Genomic DNA, 20,143 nt, shown 5'->3' with positions numbered 1-20,143 from the left:
TGAGTAGTTCTCTGCCGCTTACATCCGGAACACGCCGAACGTGGTCTTTTCGATCGGCGCATTGAGCGCCGCCGACAGACCCAGCCCGAGCACTTTGCGCGTATCGACCGGATCGATGATGCCGTCGTCCCACAGACGCGCACTTGCGTAGTACGGATGCCCCTGGGTTTCGTACTGCTTGCGGATCGGATCCTTGAACGCTTCTTCTTCTTCGGCGCTCCAGGGTTTGCCCTTGAGATTGTCGCGCTTCACCTGCGCAAGCACCGCCGCTGCCTGTTCCCCACCCATGACGGAGATGCGCGAGTTCGGCCACATCCACAGGAAACGCGGGCCGTAGGCACGACCGTTCATTGCGTAGTTGCCGGCGCCGAACGAGCCGCCGATGACCATCGTCAGCTTCGGCACTTTCGCGCAGGCGACGGCCGTGACCATCTTGGCGCCATCCTTCGCGATGCCACCCGCCTCGTACTTGCGACCCACCATGAACCCGGTGATATTCTGCAGGAACACGAGCGGGATGCCGCGCTGACAGCACAGCTCGACGAAGTGCGCACCCTTCAAGGCCGATTCGCTGAAGAGGATGCCGTTGTTGGCGATGATGCCGACCGGATATCCGTACAGCCGTGCGAAGCCGCAGACCAGCGTGGTGCCGTACAGCGGCTTGAACTCATCGAGCCGGCTGCCGTCGACGACGCGCGCGATCACTTCACGCACATCGAATGGCTTGCGCGAATCGACGGGAATGATTCCGTACAGTTCTTCCGGCGAATACAGCGGTTCTTCCGGTGTCGCGGTCTGCAACGAAATCTGCTTGGTGCGGTTCAGATTGCTGACGATGCGCCGCGTGATCGCGAGCGCATGCGGATCGTCGTGTGCGTAGTGGTCGGTGACGCCGGAGATGCGTGAATGCACGTCCGCGCCGCCGAGATCCTCGGCAGAAACGACTTCGCCCGTGGCGGCCTTCACCAGCGGCGGACCGCCGAGGAAGATCGTGCCCTGGTTGCGCACGATGACGGCTTCATCGGACATCGCCGGCACATACGCGCCGCCCGCCGTGCAGCTGCCCATCACGACAGCTATCTGTGGAATTCCTGCCGCGGACAGATTCGCCTGATTGAAAAAGATGCGACCGAAGTGATCGCGGTCCGGAAAGACATCGTCCTGCGCCGGCAGGAATGCACCGCCACTGTCGACGAGATAAATGCACGGCAGCCGATTCTGCGACGCGATCTCCTGTGCGCGCAGATGCTTCTTCACTGTCAGGGGATAGTAAGTGCCGCCCTTCACGGTCGCGTCGTTCGCGACGATCACGCACTCCTGCCCCGCGACCCTGCCGATACCGGTGATGACGCCCGCGGCCGGCACGGCATCGTCGTACACGCGATACGCGGCAAACTGCGACAGCTCGAGAAACGGCGAACCCGGATCGAGCAACTGACGAATGCGCTCGCGCGGCAGCAGCTTGCCGCGCGCGGTGTGCTTGGCACGCGCGGCTTCGCCGCCGCCTGCCATGATGTCGGCGACCTTGGCGCGCAGGTCTGCAACCAGGTCGCGCATAGCCTGGGCGTTCGCGCCGAAATCCGCGCCGCGAACTTCGACCTTGGACTGGATGGTAGACACTCTCTGAAAGCTCCTGGCGCTTACTTACTGTTGTTGCGATCTGCCGTGGCCATCGCAAAGCTGTAGCGAAGGTGATCGATGTGCCCCCACGGCACGATCGAAAAGACTCCGGACGAATCCGTGCTGCGAATGGTGTCGATGTTGCTCGTCACGTCCCCGATCGTCCAGGCAGGACGACAGGCGCCGCAGGATTCCACCGACAACGCCCGCGCAACCCGACCCACGACGGTTGATCAGTTCACCCGATATGGCGCAGCTCTCGCGCCATGCAGGTAACCGCCGGCGCGATCATCGCGGGATCCATCGACGGAAACGCGCTGGTATCGCCCCGCGCCCGTAATGACGGCGACACGCTTGCAAGAGCCGAGTTCCGGCACGGATACATTCCCCCAATGCTGACGTTATAGCAGCTGGCGCGTGCACGAACTTCTCAAGCCACGACCTTCGAGGCACGTAGCTTGGTAATTTTCGCCAACGAGAGACCGCATCTGTCTCCTGGATTCGCGCCCCCCGAGGCTCGGGCCGCGAGTCTACCAATGCGAGCCTTCTGCCTCATTCCTCCGCCGCAGGCAGACGAAGCCGCAAAAGACCGCATGCCTTGGGCGCTGCCAGAACAGGCAGTCCCTTGTCCGGTCTCCGGCCAGCAATCCGGAGCCCAGCTGCCTTTCGTCAACGACCCTTCCACTGCGGGCGCCGCTTCTCGGCAAACGCTTTCGGTCCTTCCTGCGCATCCTCACTGTGATACGCATATTCAGACGCGTGTCGCGCCGCCTGCAGGGCCGCCGAGCGGCCCATTTCGGTCGCGAGCATTACCGTATCGAGCCCTGCCTCCACGGACAGCGGTGCACCGTCGAGAATCTCGGCAGCCAGCTCCAACGCCACCTCCATGAGCTTGTCGGGCTCCGCAAGCCGGTTGACCAGTCCGATCTCGTAGGCGCGCTGCGCGGTGATCGGCTTTCCGGTCAGGATGATCTCCATCATGATCCGCTGCGGGATCATGTGGATCAGTGGCGCCGCCCACGGCGAGCTGCGACCCACTTTCACTTCGGTGATTGCGAATCTGGCGGACGTGCTCGCGACGCAGAGATCGCAGGCCTGCGCAATCATCCAGCCGCCCGCAAAGGCCACGCCGTTGACTGCTGCGATCGTTGGCTTGCTCAGCTCGATGTTGTCGCCGGGCACCGGGAACATGTCGCGCGGCGGCACGCGCAGCTGGCGCTCGACCATTTCTTTGAGATCCCCGCCGGCGCAGAACGCCTTGTCGCCGGAACCCGTGAGAATCGCCACGCGCAGTTTGGGATCGCGCTCGAACCGATCCCAGGCGGAAAACAGCCCATCGCGAATGTCCCTGATGAGCGCGTTGCGCTGCTCCGGACGATTCAGAGTAATGATCGCGATCCCGTCGTCGCGCGCCTCGAACAATACTGCGTCGTTCATCAGAAACCCCTGTGCTGAATGGCGTGAGCCGCTTTGTCCAGCTCCTCGCGAAAATCAGGATGCGCCACGGCGATCAGTCGGCGCGTGCGCTCTGCGAGCGTCTGGCCCTTGAGTTCGGCGGCGCCGAACTCGGTCACGATCACGTCGACATCGGAACGCGCCGTGGTGACGGGCCCGGACAAGGTCGGCGTAATGCGGCTGATCTTGCCGCCCTTGGCCGTCGCTGGCAAAGCAATGATGGAGTGACCGCCGCGCGAGCGCATGCCCGCACGCACATAGTCCACCTGGCCACCGGTCCCGCCCAGGTAGTGCGCCCCACTCTGCTCCGCATTCACCTGACCGGTCAGATCGACTTCGATCGCCGAATTGATCGTGATGAGCTGCGTCAGTTGCGACAACGTGGCTTCACTATGCGTGTAAGACGTCTTGCGCATGCCGATCTGCGGATTGCGCTGGACGAACTCATACAGGCGTTTCGTGCCGATCAATGCGCCGGTGATCGACACGCCGGTGTCGATGGTCTTGCGCGCATTGGTGATGGCACCCGCTTCGACCAGGTCGACCAGGCCGTCGCCGATCATGCCGGAATGCACGCCCAGGTCGCGGCGGTCGTGCAGCAGCCGCAGAATCGCGTCGGGTGTCGCACCGACGCCCGTCTGCAGCACCGAACCATCGTCGATGTAACCCGCAACGATTCTGGCAATCGCCAGATCGGTATCACTGATCTTCGCGGGTGCCACCTCGACCGGTGTGCGCGAGACGTGCACCGCACAATCGATCTTCGAGCCTGGCAGCACGCCATCGCCGAGCGTGAACGGCACTTGCTCGTTCACCTCCGCGATCACGACACGCGCCTTCGCCACTGCGGCCTGCACGAAATCGCTGATCAGACCAAAGCTGTGATTGCCGTTTGCATCCGCCGGACTCACCTGCACGAACGCGACGTCGCAACCGATCAGCCCCTGCTCGATCATCGGCCCCACCTGGCTCACATGACAGGGAATGACGCTGAGGCGACCGGCGGCAGTGAGCGTGCGCAACGCACCGATGGCCCCCATGCTGGACAGAGTGAATTTTGCCGCCGCATCGGGCGTCAGGATTCCGGAGAAGCTGGTCGCAGCGAATGCCGACAGATCGCCGATGCTCTCGGCCTGGGCGATCAGCGCCTCGACCAGTGTCGTCGGTTCACCGCAGGCCTGGCCCCAGACGATGCGATCGCCGCGACGCAGGAACCTGCCCAGGTCGAGGCCCGCGGCCTCGGTCCTGAGCGTCATTTGCGTTGCACCAGCGCGAGCAATGCCTGCGCGCGCGCCAGATGCGGCCGATCGAGCATCGCACCCTTGTGACCGATCGTGCCGGCGCCGGGATTCGCGGCGAAGACAGCGACGATTTCCTGGGCATGTGCGATCTCATCCGCACTCGGCGAGAAGGCTTCATTGATGACATCGACCTGCGCCGGATGGATCGCGAGCATGCCGCGCCAGCCCGCGCGACGCATCGCCGTCGCACGCTTGCGCAGACCTGCTTCGTCCTTGAAATCGCCATGAATCGTTTCGATGGCAGCGATGCCTGCGGCCGCAGCGCCGACGAGGCACAGGCTACGTGCAAGTTCATACGTGTAGTCGTAACCGCCGAAGTCGCCGCGGTTGTCGCTGGCGCCCAGCGCGGTTGCGAGATCTTCGGCGCCCCACGACATGGCAACGACACGCGGCAGGCCCGCATAACTGCCGATCGCAAGCATGCTCGATGGCTCTTCGGTGGCGAGCAGCATCACTTTGGTCGAGCCCACCGGCACGCCAGATGCAGCTTCGAATGCAGTGAGGTAGTGATCGAGCAACTCGGCGTCGGCACGGCCGCGCGGCTTCGGAAACATGATGCCAGCCGGCGCGCCGGGCATGACGGCCGCGAGATCGTCCAGTGCGTAGGGACCCTGGATCGGATTGATGCGCACCCACAGGCGCTCGCGATGTTGTGCGTTCGCCTTCAGGAACGATGCAACCAGTGACCGGGCTTTGGGCTTCTCCGTTTCGGAGACCGCATCCTCCAGATCGAAAATCACGACATCCGCCGTGCTGGCGGTGGCCTTCTCCATCTTGCGTTCGCTATCGCCCGGCGCAAACAGCCACGAGCGTGCGTTGAACACTGCTGTCATCAATTCCCCCCGAACCAACCGCTGACGCGGCATCAATATGCTTTTGGAAGTCCAGAACTTTCCCGGCGAGGAAGTTCTGGATCATCTGTGGGCTGACCGGCGCCGTTCCCGGAATGAGAACTTCGCGCAGCAGACGCCCGACATGATACTCCTGCGCATAGCCCATGCCGCGCAGGGCCCGCATGGCGGTGTGACAGGCCTCGAAACCAGCCTCGCCCGCGAAATATTTCCCGCATTGGCCTCGGCGTCGCAATCTTTTCCCAAATCGAACAGCGTCGCCGCCTTCATCGCCATCAGGATTGGCGGCCGCGGGCTGCGCGCCGTTGACTTGCCGCTTACGACAGACATCACGCGAGTCGCAAACAGCTCCGGCAACACGGCCGGCAGCGCCGTGCTGGATCCTGTCGCACTTGCGGTGCAACACACCGAGCCTCTGCTGAGCTGCGCCAGCGGGTACGTCGGTCAACACCACATATCCGCGTGTCGTGCGACGAGTGGCAGGGTGAATTTCTCGCCACCACGGTCACGGCGCAGCCGACCGGCAGATCAAAGTCTCGGGGTTCTTGTGCAAAGAAGCCGTTGCACGCGCCCGGTTCAGCGGCCATTCTGCGCGTCCTGATTGCGGAGGCCACCCCGGCCTGCCCGCTCGATGACACGGTTGAAGATCATGCTTTTGACAGAGACCCAACAGACCATTGCGGACTCCGTACGCGAGTTCGCGCAGGAACGAATCCGCCCCCACGCGATGCGTTTCGAAGCCGAGCGCGCCTATCCGTCCGAGCTGTTTCAGGAACTCGCCGAACTCGGCCTCATGGGCATGATCGCCCCCGAGGACAGCGGCGGCGCTGGCGCCGACTATGTGAGTTATGCACTCGCATTGATGGAGATCGCGGCGGCCGACGGCGCGCTCTCCACGATTCTCTCCATTCAGAACAGCCTCATCGTCTCCGCGTTGTTGAAGGACGGCACGCCGGAGCAGCAGCAGCGGTTCCTGCCTGATCTGCTGAGCGGTCGCATGCTTGGCGCCTTCGCACTCACGGAAGCCGAGGCGGGCTCCGATGCTGCTGCGCTGCGCACGCGCGCCACCAGGACGAGCGATGGCTATGTGCTGAATGGCAGCAAGCAATTCATCACCTCCGGGAAAATCGCCGGCCTCGCCATCGTCTTCGCGGTCACGGACCCGAGCGCCGGCAAGAAAGGTATTTCGGCGTTCCTGGTCCCGACGGATCGCAAGGGCTATGTCGTTGACAAGGTCGAGCACAAGCTCGGTCAGCTGGCGTCCGATACGTGCAGCCTGCGCTTCGACGACGTGCAGATCGAAAACGCGCTACTGCTGGGCGCCGAGGGGCAGGGCTATCGCATCGCGCTGTCGAATCTCGAAGCCGGCCGTATTGGCATCTCTGCCCAGTGCATCGGCATGGCCCAGGCCGCTCTGGAAATCGCCGTGGAATATGCCCGGGACCGACGCTCGATGGGCAAGGCCATCATCGAGCATCAGGCGGTGGGCTTTCGTCTCGCCGATCTTGCCGCACGACTGGAAGCGGCAAAGCAACTCGCGCTGCACGCAGCCAGCATCAAGGATTCCGGTGCGCCGTGCCTGAAGGAAGCATCGATGGCGAAGCTCGTCGCCTCCGAGACCGCAGAAGCCGTGTGTTCCGGCGCGATCCAGACGCTCGGCGGTTACGGGTATCTCGAAGAGTTCGGGCTCGCGAAAATCTACCGCGACGTGCGCGTCTGTCAGATCTACGAAGGCACATCCGACATTCAACGCATGGTCATCGCACGCTCGCTTTGATGAACGCCACAACAAAACTCGACACCGGACAGCAGGGTCTGCAATGCAGCTTCGAACCCGTTTCACCGAACTCGTCGGCATCGATTATCCGATCGTGCAAGGCGGCATGATGTGTGGATCGGACGCGCCGAACTCGCGGCAGCTGTTTCCAACGCCGGCGGTCTCGGCATCCTGACCGCGCTGACGCAACCGACACCCGACGCTCTGCGACACGCGATACCGGGTTCCATCACTGCGGTCGCAATGCGCTTGAGTTCGAGATTCGTCAGGATCTTGGTCCAGCGAATCGCCTTGGTGGCACCCTGCAACAGGCGATTGCAGAAGGCATCGACCGCTCCATCGAGTTCGCCGGCGGGCACGCAATGATTCACCAGGCCGATCTCCTCGGCCTTTTTCGCAGTCAACAGCTCGCCGGTCAGCAGGTATTCCTTGGCGCGACCGAGGCCGATGCGCTAAGCCCAGATCACCGCACCGCCATCGCCAGCCACCAGGCCCAGCGCCACGTGCGGATCGCCGATCTTCGCGGTGTCGACAGCGAAGATCACGTCAAAGAACAACGCCAGCGTGGCGCCGAGACCGACCGCATGACCGTTCCGGGCGGCAGACCAGCGGCTTGTCGAGACCGAGCATTGCGAACACGATGCGCTTGGCGACGCGCACTTCGTGATCGAAGAGATGTGGATTCGCCACATTGTGCGAAATGTGATCGAGATCGCCGCCCGCCGAAAATGCACGACCCGCGCCGGTGACCACATCGGAATGTGGATCGAACGCCGCATACACGAACACATCAGCGAGTTCTTCGTGCAGCTGCAGATTCACCGCGTTGAGCGCATCCGGACGATTGAGCGTAATCGTCAGCAACCGCCCCTGCGCGTGAGGACCAGCGTTTCATAGGTGCGAACGGCTTCGGTGTCGAGTGTGGTCATGATCGTAAGTCGACGAAGGGCGCGCCAAGACGACCGCTTACGGCGGACATCGGCGCCGCGACGCCCAGGGCCCGATATGTCCCACGCGGCAGATGTCTTTATTTCGCTGCGCGCCCGGCTTCACGCTGCAGCGCTTCGAGCGCCTCTTTCACCAGTGCAATCTGAGGCTGCAGCTGGGCTTTCTGCTGCGACCATCGCCGCCGCCACTCGGCCTCTGTCTCGAACCACTCGTCCAGGTGACCCGCATCCTGCAGCGGCTGTTGGTAGAAGGCATCGAGCTCCGCCAGCAATCGCTGCGCGATTGCTGCGACCTCCTGTTGCTTCCAGGTTCTTTCGCCGTTCACCGATAGATAAATGGGCGCGCTTACTGCGGCCACATTGCCGAGAAGGTTGCCCTGTTTCCTGCCGAATGCCCGTACGACGAACCAGGTGCCATGTCGTGCGCGCATCTCGTGCGTAAACTCGATGTGATCTGTCGTCCCATCGCTGACGACCGTGCGAATCACGTCGCCCTGCTCGATGAGTTCGACGCGGTCAAGCACATCGACGTCAGGGTTCATGGACACACTCACCGCAACCTTCACAGGCTCACCTCTGCCGAGGACCAAAGCTTCGCCCATCGATGCGGCGTTGATGGTGAACTCGATCATCGGGCCGTTGGTCGCAAAGGTCGTGCCCGCGGCGAGGCCAGCCATCCACTCGCGCACGCCGCCCGGCTCCCGCACCTTCACGTAACTGCGCACATCCCCCAGACGAGCACCATAAGGCACGTCCGATCCCGCGGCCGGTGCGATCCGGTAGCCGAGATTGAGAAAATCGAACCAGGGCTCGGTGTTGATCTCCCCTCGTTGCAGTACCTCCAGGAACGAGACGAGACCGAGCGGCACATCGAGCGTCATGCCCACGCGCGATCCGAGCCGGTCAAGATGCGCATAACCCGAGACCCCACCCTGCGCATGCACCGCATCGAAGACATCGCGGTAGACGAGGTAGCGTTCAGAATCCCGCGCCGCGCGAGCCATGTTCAGGTGCACCGTGTGCCCTCGCACGGCAGTGCGCGGATCCTCCTGACCAGCCACCAGATGGTGACGCCCCAGAGTACTGACGCCGTCCGCTCCCCAGTACGTCTGCGGAAAATAGGTGCCCGCAACGTTGCCCATCACCAAGGTGTTCGCTACGTGAACGTCCTCCGCCCCAGCCTGCAACAGCAGTGCGCGATTCTCTGCAGCGTCTCGGCGCGGCATGTGGGCATGCACGTCACCCGACATCCATCCACGCGCCGGCATGTCGATCCACCGCACCATGTTCACATCGAGATCCACCGTCGCGTTGCTGCGGACCTGGAAATCGAGCTGCGCGTATCGGTATTCGATGCCCTTCGTGACGACCAGCCGATAGGCGCCGACCGGTAGTCGGGTTCGATACTCGCCGTCAACATAGAAGGCGTAGCGATTTTCTCCGGGCCAGTTGACCGTTCCCGCAGGCAACAAGACGGTACGCCCGAAATTGGCAAAGTCCCTGACCTCGACGGCCGCTGTATCCGGTAGCGGCATCCTGCCGGTCTCATCGACGATCGACACGCGAGCCGGGCTGCGATCGCCGCCTTCATCATTGATGCGCAGGCTAAGCCAACCGTGTTCGCGCGGCACGGCCGAGGTGTGGCTTCGCTGCACCTCGACATCGCAGACCGTGACGCTCGGCTTCTCGCTCCTCGGGACATTCGCACCTTCCCCCTCAGCTGCGATCCGGATGTCGGTCGCGAACTCACTCCGTCCGGCGAAGCGGGCGCGCGGCAATGGCACGCGCACGTCGCCGAAACGATCGTCGCCGCGTTCCGGCAACGCGATCGTTTGCAACTGGGGCGTGCCTGCGTTGCTGTCGTATTCGATGCGTATGCGCTTCGCGCTGGTGGCCATATCGACGCGAAGCAACAGGTCCACTGTTTCGTCGATATCGAATGCCAGGTTGTCCAGCACGTCGAGATGGAACTGATAGCCGGTGAAGCAGGATCGTCCCGCAACTTCAGTCACTTTGCCGGGGGACCCGTAGGGCGTGAACGAAACCACGCGAGCGATGCTGGCGCTCTGCCATCCCAGTACTTCGCTGCCCCTGCCGTCCGGGTTGTACGCAAGCACACTACCGCCCGGACCGGCACTCGTCAGTGCGACGAAGCAGGCCAGCAACTTCCATTCGCGCAGTCGCCGGCCCCACCGGTTCATTGCAGTCACACCTCTCCCTCATTCCAGCGGGAGGTTGTCAGTATCAGGACGGCAACCAGCCGGACCAGGTCGTCTACATCCACCCACTCGTTGGGGCCATAGAAATTTCCGCCGAGCGACCCGATTCCAAAGGCCGGTATGCCGAGCAGACGCAGTGGAAAGCGGATGTCGCCATTGTAGTGATTGGTGTAGGAACGTGGTGCCACACCCGCAATCTGCTCGATTGCATCACGGACAGTGCGGCTCGGAGGTGCATCCCAGGCGACAGAGCCGAAGTTCGATCGCATTGCGCCAGGCTCGAGCGAGAAGGCGAATGCGGCGCGCAACTGCGCGAATGCCTGAAGCTCCGCATCGATGTGCCGCACGAGTACCGGCCAGCTCACCGCATCATCGAAGAGCAACCGCAGCTGTGCCTGCGCCTCCAAGGGCACGGTCCCCACACGTTCGCCGGCGTGCAAGCGTCCAACATTCAGTTCGTAATTCTTCAGGACTGTTCCACGCAGATGCTCGATTGCCTGCAGGCAGGTCTGCAGCGCATCCCCGCTCTCCGACCACGGTGCCGAGTCCGGCAAACCGATCTCGCGCGGCTCGCCGAGCCAGCCGGTGACGGTCAGCGTCAGATCGACCACACCGCGCACGACGTGCTTGACATGCGAGAGTCCCTTGCCCGTCTCTGCCGGGTGTGCGTACGCGATGGCATGAATCGGCTCCTGCCTTTGCCGCAGGCGCTCGAAGACTGGAAGGCTACCGCGACTGCCGCCACCCTTCCCATGACAGCAGATCAGCAGCGGAGCACGCCCGCCGCTGGCGGTCAGAGCTGCACTCGCAATCAGCATCGCTGCGACACCGCCCTTACCGTCTGCGGCACCGAGTCCGTACAAACGTCCATCGCGGACTGCCGGCTGATACGGATTGCTGGTCCAGCCGTCCACGACGTGATGCGTATCGATGTGCGCGAAGATTGCGCTGTTCGATCCCGCTTGTCCCCGGGGACGTGCAACGACATTGGCGAAGGGTCCCTCGCCTTCGGGCACAGGCGGCATGAACTCCTCGTGCTTGCTGAAGTCGCTCGGCCGGTCTGCCGTGAGCTCGACCTCATAGGGCAGCGTCGCCAGGAAATCGAGCACGACGTTCTGCGCCGATTCCGCAGATTCGCCAGACAGGCTGCGGACCGACACCAACCTGAACAAGAGATCCTGCAATTCGCCCCGCCGCGATTGCGCCATCGCAACCGCCTGCTGGAACGTGATGACCGGGCCGGGCAAACTCACATCCACCTCCGATGCCGCGCGCTCAACGTATCAATGTGATGGTCTCGTTGGGCGGTTGAATGAACTCCACTCCCTTCGGCGTCACGAGTTGTGGATTGGAAATGTTGATCGAGATCGGGAATTCCGGACGTTCCGGCAGGTTGGTATGCACTGCATACTCGAACGCGAAGATGTGGTTGTCCTGAATCTTCAGGTGATGAACATCCGGACGAAAGTTCGAGATCGACGGCCCGACCACGCCGGTGTTGCCGAAGCTATGAAGATCGACGTAGAACCCTGACTTGTTCGTGGTGCGCAGCGCCTTCTGCAACGTCACATAGTCCTCGTCGGGTATGTCGTCACGCACGGCGCCGACCGAACTGTTCCTGAACGGCGTGTGGATGTAACCCTCCCTCTCCATCGCGGCAACGACCGCATCCAGTACCTGCGCAGCGGTCATACCGATCCTGACGCTGTCGCGCATGATCCATTGACCGCGCTTCGCCTGATCGAAAGCGTGCTGCAGGCTCCTTGGCACTGACGCCTCGCCATCGCGCAGAATGTAGGCATGCGTCTTCGTGTCTGTACCGAACCCCAGGTAGTTGACACCCATGTTGAATGCAAAGAAATCGCCTCGCTGGAAAACGTAGTCTCCGTGAACGATCCACCAACGAGAGTTCGGCACGGTTGTCGGCCTGGATTTCTCCGAGTAGTAAAGACGGATGCCGCCAGGCGACCAGGTCCGGTACTCGCCAACGCCCCGCTTGAACGCCTCCTCCATCGCCCAGCTCGTGATCTCGCGAATGGTTGTCACGCCGGGACGGATCCGTGCCAGCGCCTCCAGCGCGATCTGTCGCGAGATTTCCAGCGTCGTGATCTGAGCCGCCACTTCACGCACCGTGCGCCGCACGATGTAGTCGGTGATCACCTTGTCCGCCGAGACCAACCGCGCCGAGTACTCTGGCCCCAACGTCTTGGTCAGTCGCTGATAAGCCGAATGCGACGCGCCATCCGCCACGGGCAACCAGGTCGAACTGTTGACGGCGATCGTCTTGGGATTTCGCTCCGCAACGAACTTGCGGAATTCGTCGTACACCTCGTCGCCATATCCCTCTGCAAGCCGGTAGCCCGCGTCGTAGCTCGACAATGCGCGCGCGATGGCAGCCGATCCGCGCACATCGATCTTCTCAACCGCACCCGCGCCACCGAACACGGCGCGTTCGATCTTGCCGCCCCGATCCGTGAACACCAGGTAGCCGTACGTTTCACCGAACTGCATCGCCATGGGATCCTGATCGCCCTGCTGGGTGACGTGGATCCACATGTCGACGCCGTTGTCGCGCATGGCGCCCGGCAATACGAGGTCCAGTTTGTCGTTCCTGATCAGACGCAGAACCTCTCCGCCGGACTGAGCGGAATGGCGCAGCAACTCCACACCCTGGAAACGATCGAGTGTCTGGGCTGCCGTCGGTCCACACAGAACCGACGCACAGAGAGCAGGCAATAACGTCAATCGCATGGAAGTCACTCGGTGATGCTGGCGAGCAGCCCCTTGCGCATCAGCGCGGGCGGCATGTTCCCGACCTTGAGCAGCTTCTCGTGGAAGTCCGACAACGTGAACTTGTCGCCCATGAGCTTTTGATAATCCGCGCGCAGGCGCAGGATTTCGCTCATCCCGAGAAAGTAGCCGATGCGATAGACCGGCGATGCAGCGGAGCCGTCCACTTCGAGCTGCGCAGCCCAGCGCAGGAATCCGACGCGATCGCTCAGCAGCGAGATCGCCTCCTCGTAGCTCATCTTGCCGCTGTGAATGCCGACATCCCAGATGACGCGGGCGTTGCGCCACAGTCGCAGCTGCAACGCCCGCAACACGATCCGGTCATTGGGGAAGAAGCCGGTCTCGCGCATCAGCTGCTCGTTGTACAGGCCCCAGCCCTCGCTGAAGATGGAAATGCCATTGGTCCGGCGAAGTTTGCTCGGGTTGTGCATTTGGTAGAGACCCTGCACATGATGGCCCGCATAAGTCTCGTGCGGGGCCGTGACGATGATGACGCCGTAATCGTGTTCGACCAGGTATTCGTTCTTCGTCTTCTCGTCCCACTGATCTTCGAATGGATTAATCATCCATTCCGCCACCAGGACGCCCTGCGCATCGGGCTTGCGTGCGCGCGAAAAGTTTCCGTAGTAGGAATACTTGCGCAGGTATTCGGCGCGGGGCACCACGTTCGCGCGCTCCTTCCACGGAATCGGCACGAGGCCCTTCGAAAGGATGTGCTGCTTCGCCTTGTCCACCCACTCCTGGTGAACTTCGATCATCTTGTGCGGATCCGGATAGTCGTTCTTGATCTCCTCACACAGCTGCTGCCAGGTCTTGCCCGGATCGATCTTTCTGGCAACCGCCTCCATCTCCGCAACCGTCTTGTCGAACTCCTGCTTCGCGAACTCGAACAGCGAGTCCACGTCATAGGAAAGCAGGTACTGGTCCTTCAGGATCGCGTTGTAGGCTGCGGCGCCGATGGCGAAGTCGCCGGCTGGACGCTTGGGCAAATCCGTCTCGAGGAATCTGATGTATCCCTCCATCGAACGCTTCGCGGCGGCAGCTGCTTGCAGCAGCTGCGGTTGCTTGGGACCCGGCACAGTCCTGGCGAACGCCGGCACATCGCGATCCAGCATCGACACGGCGCCAGTGGCCATGAAGACACTGAGTTCCTGGAATCTGGGAACGTACTGCTCGAGATTCTTCCGGCCGTTCTCGATCTGTTCCGGCACCAGTTTCAGCCGGCTCAACACGTCGTCCGCCTTGGCGGAAATCTCACCCGGCTGTCCGATGGCGCGCGCGATGTCATTGAAGCGCATGTAGACGCGCGGATCCTTCTTCCAGGGCTGGGTCAACTGCTGTTCGATTTCGTCGCCGCGCAGAATGCTGTGACCGAATTCCCAGTCGATCTGCTCGTCGAGCGTGAGTTTCGTCGTGTCGATCGCGCGCAATCGCTTGAGGTCCGCCTGCGTCTTCGCCAGCTCTTCGGTAAACGACTGCGCACTGAGCGACGTAAGTTTGGGGTGTTCGTTCTCCGCTACGTAGGAGTCGATGAACGCCTGCAACTGCGTCGCCGCCGTTGATTGCGCCGCCGATGGCAGCGACAGACAGCAAAGCGCTGCGAAAGCGGCCGCAAGAACTGCCGTGGAACGCAGCGGCCGAGGAAACGCATACGAGGGCTGTGTGGCTACGCCTGTCGTCCGGTGCTTCATTTCGTAGGCTCATGACATTGGGGATTCCATATGTATACCACCCGGATACCTCCATGCAACGGTTGCTATGCGCAGGAAGATACGAGCGTTTTTGCACTGAAATGGGCCGGACGCACCGTGGCCACGTGCAGTTTTGGCACGCGCGGAAGCTGGCGTGTATGCGCTGGAAATTTCGACGCGGAGCGCGGCGATCGGCATCGCCGGTGCGGATGCATTCTGCGCGTCAGCGCAGGGTTGCGCTGAATTGGAGCGCTCAGAGAAACGACGTTCCGGATGTAGCTCCGCCGCTCGCGCAACGGACGGATGTGGCTGCGCGAAGAAACCTACTGATCGAGCATGCCGAGAACGTTTTTTCTCGACACCACCAGGTGAACGCGCATGGCTTCCGCAGCCTTCCCGGGATCACCACGCTGCATGGCCTTGATGATTTTCAGATGCTCTTCGGTGCCTGGCGACCACGTCGGCTGCGGCACAGCCATTTCCTCGAACATTCGGGTCGTACGACGCAGTTGCGCCACCGTATCGAGAATGGCCTTGTTGCCGCTGTATTGCGCGATGGCAGTGTGCAGATTGTCATCGAGCGCCCAGTGCATATCGCGGCTGGGATTCTTGGTAGTCGTGAGGTCGCCCAACTGACTCTTCAATTCTTCAAGCTTCGGCGCAGGAATTCTTCCGGTGGCAAGACGCGCTGCCTCCGGCTCGATCAGCAGGCGCACGGCCATCGCATCGAGGCACTCCTGGAGTGAAACCAGCTTCACCGACAGCAATCGGTCGGTGAGGCGGATCAGCAGTCCTTCGCCTTCGAGTTTGGCCAGCGCCCGGCGCATCGGAGTACGGGAAATTCCGAAGGCGTCCGCCATCTTGCGTTCCTGGATGACGGCCCCTCCGACCAGCGATCGATCCATGATCTTGCGCATCAACATTTCATACGCCGCCTGCTCGAGCGTATCGCCCGGCGGCTGCGCGCCCTTCTGTGATTTCCGTGCCATCGTCGACGCTGTGTCCTGCTGCACGCTGCGCGTGGTGTTGCGGGCATAGTAGTCTCAATGCAATCAATCGCAAGAGCCACCATGCACGCAACCCACCGAAGCCTGCTCAGCCAGCGGGCTGGATCAGAAACAGATCCTTCTGAATCGGCACCAGCCACTTGATGCCGTCGCGGGTCAATTGCCCCGTCTCTTCGAATCGCGCGTACCAAGTCTTGCCGTCCCACTCCTCCACCGGCGTGCTCACGTGAAACTCGATGGAGACCCATTCGCCTTCCACGAGCGGATAACGCACCCGGTCACCATAAGCGAAGGGGATGTTTGCAGCGATTCGTGCGCCAATATCGTGCGCCACGGTACCTACCGAGTGCCCATAGATGCCGACCTCCGGTCGGTTTCCGGTTACGGCGTCACCACCAGCATCGGGGCCGACTGCGTGATAGCCCAGCGATTCAGCCTGGGCGTTAACCGCGGCCCAGATCTCGTGACCGACTTTGCCGATCTGCATGTTCTCGACATATCGATCGGCCATGTCATGCGTAGCTTTCCAGGCTGCCTGCAGACCTGCCGGCATGGCGTTCTCGCCGGATCGAAGGATGTAGGCCGTCCGTTTGATATCGACTTTATAGCCGTTGTACTCCAGCCCGCCGTCGATGCCGATGATGTCGCCCGGCTCCATGGCAATGTCCGGATCGTGCACGGGAAGCAGCTCACCGCTTCGCACGACCCGGACCGTTCCGCCACCCGTCAGACCCAGCTCCAGCGCACGATCCTTCAGCCACCACGCTATGTCCGCTGCAGTCGTCTTGCCTGTTGTCACATTTTGCGTGCTCAACGCTTCCTCCATCCACATCGCCGACCATCGCACCAGGTCGGTGTAGAGTTCCGTCTCGAGCGCCGTGCGACTCAACCTGAAGTCCCGTATCACCAGTTCCGCAGACACCAGGCGCTTGGCGAACTCCGGTCCGATCGTCTGTGCGAGATAGTCCCGCAATGTCGCGGTTATGCCATCCGCCGAGGGCAGTGTCGGCGACATGTTGATTCCGATGCGCTTGGGCGCGCGGTCGAAAACTGCTTTGCGCAGGTGCGGTGTCAGGCCCTCCTTGCTGTAACCGTAGTAACCTTTAACGTCATACACGCGCGCAATGACCGAGTTGGCCGGTTGCTCGTGCGAGCCGAAGTAGATTTTTTCCGGCTTGTCGCTGCCATTGTCGTAGAAAATGTACGCAGCTCGCACACCCGTGCCGCGCCCACCGAGTTCGACATGGACCGGGTCCGGGTTGTACTCGCGATCCAGGACGATCCACATATCGATCTTCTGATTGCGCATCGCGGGCAGCAGGGCCCGATCCAGCTTGTCCGCGATCAGGCGCGTCTGAATCTCGAAGCGTTCTTTCGACTGCGGGATACCATACGTGGTCACGCTCGCTGCCTTGCCAGCCGCCGTCTGCGACTTGTCCGCCGACGGGGCCGATATGCCGGAGCCACACGCACTCACCGTCATCGCACAGCACGCAAGCAAAGCGATCCGGACCGAAACGGGTTGTATCAGCATCGTCATCACCTCATCGTTGTAACGCATGGAAATGGATAAGCGGGACCGCTGCGTCAGCGCGCACCAAAGCGCTCGACCGCGAACGGGCGGACATCGGTCGATGGCGCACCGGTAGTCACGAGTTCTGCCGTGATGCGGCCCAGAATCGGGCCCATCGTGTAGCCATTGGCGCCGACAGCATTGAAGAAGCCGGGACGGCCGGGAAGCTCACCGAGAATTGGCGCGCCATCGATCATGACGCCGACAGTCGCCCAGCTTCGCAGCATGCGCAGTTGCCCGATGGCGGGGACGACCCGCTGCGCTACCCATAGATTTCCTTCGATGCTGTCGCGCAAGGTCACTGCCTTGCCGAGCTGTGCATCGAACGCCGCGGGCCAGCCACCGCCGATGAGAAGATTGCCGTTCGGCGCCTGCTTCATCGTCAGGTGCCGCTGCGACAGCGCAAGCAGGTAGTCGATCTTGAGATCCGTCGGCTCCGTAACGATCATCTGCTGCGCAGCTGCCTGAACGGGCAGGCTGGCGCCGACCAGAGCCGCGATTCCCGCACACCAGCCACCGGCCGCATTGACGATCTTGCCGCAGCGAATCGTGCCGCGAGTGGTGGCAACCCGATAGCCATTGCGGACCGGCTCGATACCACAGACCGCGACATTCGCTTCAAATCTGGCGCCCGCCTGCAGCGCCTTGCGCAGAACCATGGGCGTGGCCAGCATCGGATTGATCTTGCCTTCGCCGCCGCAATAGGTTCCGCCGATCATCGTATCCGCGACCGCGGGAATCATCCTTTGCAGATCGCTGCCGGAGAGCATTTCCACGGCGACGCCGAACTTGCGCTCGAGCGCCGCTTTCTGCGCGAGGAATTCCATCTGGGCGTCGGTTTCCGCAACGACGATGCCGCCACTGAGTCGCATTTCGAAATCCCCGTCGACTTCGTGCTGCAGCTCCTGCCACGCCGCGATTCCGAGCTGTTGCAATCGCACAGTCTCGGCAGCGATGGCGCGCGCCGCGGGTTCTTCTGCGAGGTCCCACGACAACAACTGGAGATGCAGACTCCCGGCATTGGCCCCCGACGCCTGGCCGTTGGCCGCACCCTGATCGATGAGGAGCACATCGACACCCGCCCGTGCCAGATACAGCGCAGTAGACACACCGATGATTCCGGCGCCGATGACCAGCACCTGTGCGTCCTGAAAACCGCCGTCGTCACCCGCACTCGCGGCCGTCGCCGGCAGGTGTGTCGTGCGGTACCCATGCCACTCGGGTTTCTCTGCCGCGATTCCCGCAATGAGCGTCGGCTTCACAGGCATTCTCGCAGTGGCGATCGAAGTGGGCCCGGCATTGGGGAGCGTGTGTTCGGCAATGAGGGCTGCGATCCGACGCGAGCAGTAGCGTCCCTGGCACATGCCCATGCCTGCGCGCGAAATACGCTTCAGGCTGTCGCCATCTCGAATGCCGCTCGTCAGCAAGCAAGTCAGTTCGCCAGCGGTGACGCGCTCGCAGCGACAGACGATCACGTCCGCAGCAGGCCCCTTGTCGTGCGTCGACTGATAGAACGTCCATAAATGGCGCTGAAACCTGCGATGTCGTTGCAGTTGCCGGCGATAGCGACCCGGCGGTGCAAGCGGCTTGGACAATTCGTTCGCGATGGCGGCCGCCGCGATCGCGCCTTCCGCGATTGCGACGTGCGCGCCGCCGATCCGGCCGGAATCGCCCACAACGAAAACGCCCGCCTCGCTCGATTGCCCATTCTCGTCGCGTACCGGTACGAGAACTCCCGTGTCATTTGCGACGTGACGGCAGCCGAGCAGACGTGCCAGTTCGTTGGCAGGCTGCAGCGAATAGCCGACGCACACAGTGTCTACGTCGAATGTCATCTCATCGCCGCCAGGCGATGAGATGGTTGCCGCCTTCACGCGATCCCCGCCGATGGCAGCGACCACGTGGTAGCCGAACCAGAGAGGCACCCGGTGTTTGCGAAGCGTCGCGAGATACCCGGCACCGCGCACCATGAGTCCCGGAGAAGCCAGGAATGCGCCGAGCAACGAACGAGCGCTGCGGAAGGACGGCCGGCGCGCAGCTTCTGCGACACCCACTACTTCAACGCCGCCGTCGAGCAGCTCGGCCGCCAATTGCAGATTCAGGGGGCCGTTGCCCGCGATGAGCACCCTTCTGCCCGGTGCAACGCGATAGGAACGGACGAATCCCTGCGCCGCGCCGGTCGTCAGAACACCAGGAAGGGTCCAACCAGTGAACGCCGGCACGGATTCGAACGCACCGGTCGCCAGAATGACGTGGCTCGTCTCCACAGCGAACGTGCGTTGCGCCGCGCCGATCTCGAACCGCAGCCGACCACGCTGCGATAACCGCGACGCACCCCAGACAGTTGCGCCTGTGATCAATCTCGCCGTCGTCTCGGCAAGGCGACCGATCAGTCGGCGCCCCTCTGCATATTGATTGTCCGCATCTTTCTGGAAACGCTGCGACGGAGCGAGCTGCTTGAAATATTGTCCGCCCGGTTCTGCTCGCTCTTCCACGATCACGACGGCAATGCCCGCGTCAGCCAGCGCGACTGCTGCCGTCATCCCGGCCGGGCCCGCGCCGACGATCAGGACTTCACAGACGATCTCTTCATGCCGAACGACACCACCGCCCGGCTTGATACCGCCGACACGGTAGTGCGATGACCGTATCTTCATGCCCGCACGCGCTTTCGTGAGACACGCGCGCTGACGCACACCGTCTATGTCGACTTCGCAGTCAAAGCACACGCCCATCCCGCACAAGGGACCGCGCGCCACACCGGCCCTGTCGCGGCGGAACTGGACCTTGCCGGCAGCGAGCAGCGCTGCCGCGACAGTCTCGCCCTCGATCGCGGTGACCGGCACACCGTCCATGTCGAAGGCGATCTCAGCCCCACATGCCTGAATACTGCTGCCTCCGAGCCGCGTCAT

The 20,143-nt window shown here is 62.5% G+C and carries 14 protein-coding genes and 2 pseudogenes; 2 read left to right on the top strand and 14 right to left on the bottom strand.

All coding sequences use genetic code 11. The features are described from left to right. Positions 1-18: 18 nt before the first annotated feature. From VIZ63_RS02355 to VIZ63_RS25330, 6 genes and pseudogenes are all read right to left on the bottom strand, one after another. Positions 19-1,557: a carboxyl transferase domain-containing protein gene (locus VIZ63_RS02355; protein ID WP_414703739.1), complete on the bottom strand. Its 1,539-nt coding sequence runs from the start codon at positions 1,555-1,557 to the stop codon at positions 19-21. Positions 1,558-1,640: 83 nt separating this feature from the next. Further along, on the bottom strand, positions 1,641-1,844 hold the full coding sequence (locus tag VIZ63_RS02350; RefSeq protein ID WP_331607877.1) for a hypothetical protein: 204 nt from the start codon (positions 1,842-1,844) through the stop codon (positions 1,641-1,643). 445 nt (positions 1,845-2,289) lie between these two features. Further along, on the bottom strand, positions 2,290-3,057 hold the full coding sequence (locus VIZ63_RS02345; protein WP_331607876.1) for an enoyl-CoA hydratase/isomerase family protein: 768 nt from the start codon (positions 3,055-3,057) through the stop codon (positions 2,290-2,292). After that, positions 3,057-4,331, bottom strand: coding sequence for an acetyl-CoA hydrolase/transferase family protein (locus VIZ63_RS02340; RefSeq protein WP_331607875.1), 1,275 nt, complete (start codon positions 4,329-4,331; stop codon positions 3,057-3,059). Before VIZ63_RS02340 ends, VIZ63_RS02345 begins: the two co-directional genes overlap by 1 nt. Continuing rightward, positions 4,328-5,209, bottom strand: a complete 882-nt coding sequence (locus tag VIZ63_RS02335) for a CoA ester lyase (protein ID WP_331607874.1) — start codon at positions 5,207-5,209, stop codon at positions 4,328-4,330. The genes VIZ63_RS02340 and VIZ63_RS02335 overlap by 4 nt, the downstream gene beginning before the upstream one ends. Positions 5,210-5,249: 40 nt before the next feature. Further along, positions 5,250-5,506, bottom strand: a pseudogene (locus VIZ63_RS25330) (acyl-CoA dehydrogenase family protein); the annotation flags it as partial. A 370-nt stretch (positions 5,507-5,876) separates the two neighbouring features. Between VIZ63_RS25330 and VIZ63_RS02325 the strand changes: the two are divergent. After that, entirely contained in the window at positions 5,877-7,004 is a 1,128-nt protein-coding gene (locus tag VIZ63_RS02325; RefSeq protein ID WP_331607872.1) for an acyl-CoA dehydrogenase family protein, read from the top strand. 43 nt (positions 7,005-7,047) lie between these two features. Then, a pseudogene (locus VIZ63_RS02320) lies at positions 7,048-7,223 on the top strand (nitronate monooxygenase); the annotation flags it as partial. 327 nt (positions 7,224-7,550) lie between these two features. Here the strand turns inward: VIZ63_RS02320 and VIZ63_RS02315 are convergent. From VIZ63_RS02315 to VIZ63_RS02280, 8 genes are all read right to left on the bottom strand, one after another. Then, the gene (locus tag VIZ63_RS02315) at positions 7,551-7,868 is read right to left on the bottom strand and encodes an enoyl-CoA hydratase/isomerase family protein (RefSeq protein ID WP_331607870.1); all 318 of its coding nucleotides are present in this window, start codon (positions 7,866-7,868) and stop codon (positions 7,551-7,553) included. Between the two features lie 163 nt (positions 7,869-8,031). Beyond that, positions 8,032-10,152 (bottom strand): CehA/McbA family metallohydrolase, encoded by a 2,121-nt coding sequence (locus VIZ63_RS02310; protein ID WP_331607869.1) that lies wholly within the window; start codon positions 10,150-10,152, stop codon positions 8,032-8,034. Positions 10,153-10,157: 5 nt separating this feature from the next. Further along, a complete protein-coding gene (locus VIZ63_RS02305; protein WP_331607868.1) occupies positions 10,158-11,423 on the bottom strand; it encodes a M20 family metallopeptidase in 1,266 nt (421 codons plus the stop codon). 22 nt (positions 11,424-11,445) lie between these two features. Continuing rightward, entirely contained in the window at positions 11,446-12,921 is a 1,476-nt protein-coding gene (locus tag VIZ63_RS02300) for a M24 family metallopeptidase (RefSeq protein WP_331607867.1), read from the bottom strand. 5 nt (positions 12,922-12,926) lie between these two features. Further along, entirely contained in the window at positions 12,927-14,651 is a 1,725-nt protein-coding gene (locus VIZ63_RS02295) for a DUF885 domain-containing protein (protein WP_331607866.1), read from the bottom strand. Between the two features lie 323 nt (positions 14,652-14,974). Further along, positions 14,975-15,640 (bottom strand): GntR family transcriptional regulator, encoded by a 666-nt coding sequence (locus VIZ63_RS02290; protein ID WP_331607865.1) that lies wholly within the window; start codon positions 15,638-15,640, stop codon positions 14,975-14,977. 106 nt (positions 15,641-15,746) lie between these two features. Further along, positions 15,747-17,192, bottom strand: coding sequence for a M24 family metallopeptidase (locus tag VIZ63_RS02285; RefSeq protein ID WP_331607864.1), 1,446 nt, complete (start codon positions 17,190-17,192; stop codon positions 15,747-15,749). Between the two features lie 53 nt (positions 17,193-17,245). Continuing rightward, entirely contained in the window at positions 17,246-20,143 is a 2,898-nt protein-coding gene (locus tag VIZ63_RS02280) for an FAD-dependent oxidoreductase (RefSeq protein WP_331607862.1), read from the bottom strand.

Source organism: Povalibacter sp., assembly GCF_036520495.1.
GTDB lineage: Bacteria > Pseudomonadota > Gammaproteobacteria > Steroidobacterales > Steroidobacteraceae > Steroidobacter.
The sequence above is the reverse complement of the archived record's forward strand: the minus strand, read 5'-3'. Positions and strand labels throughout refer to the sequence as shown.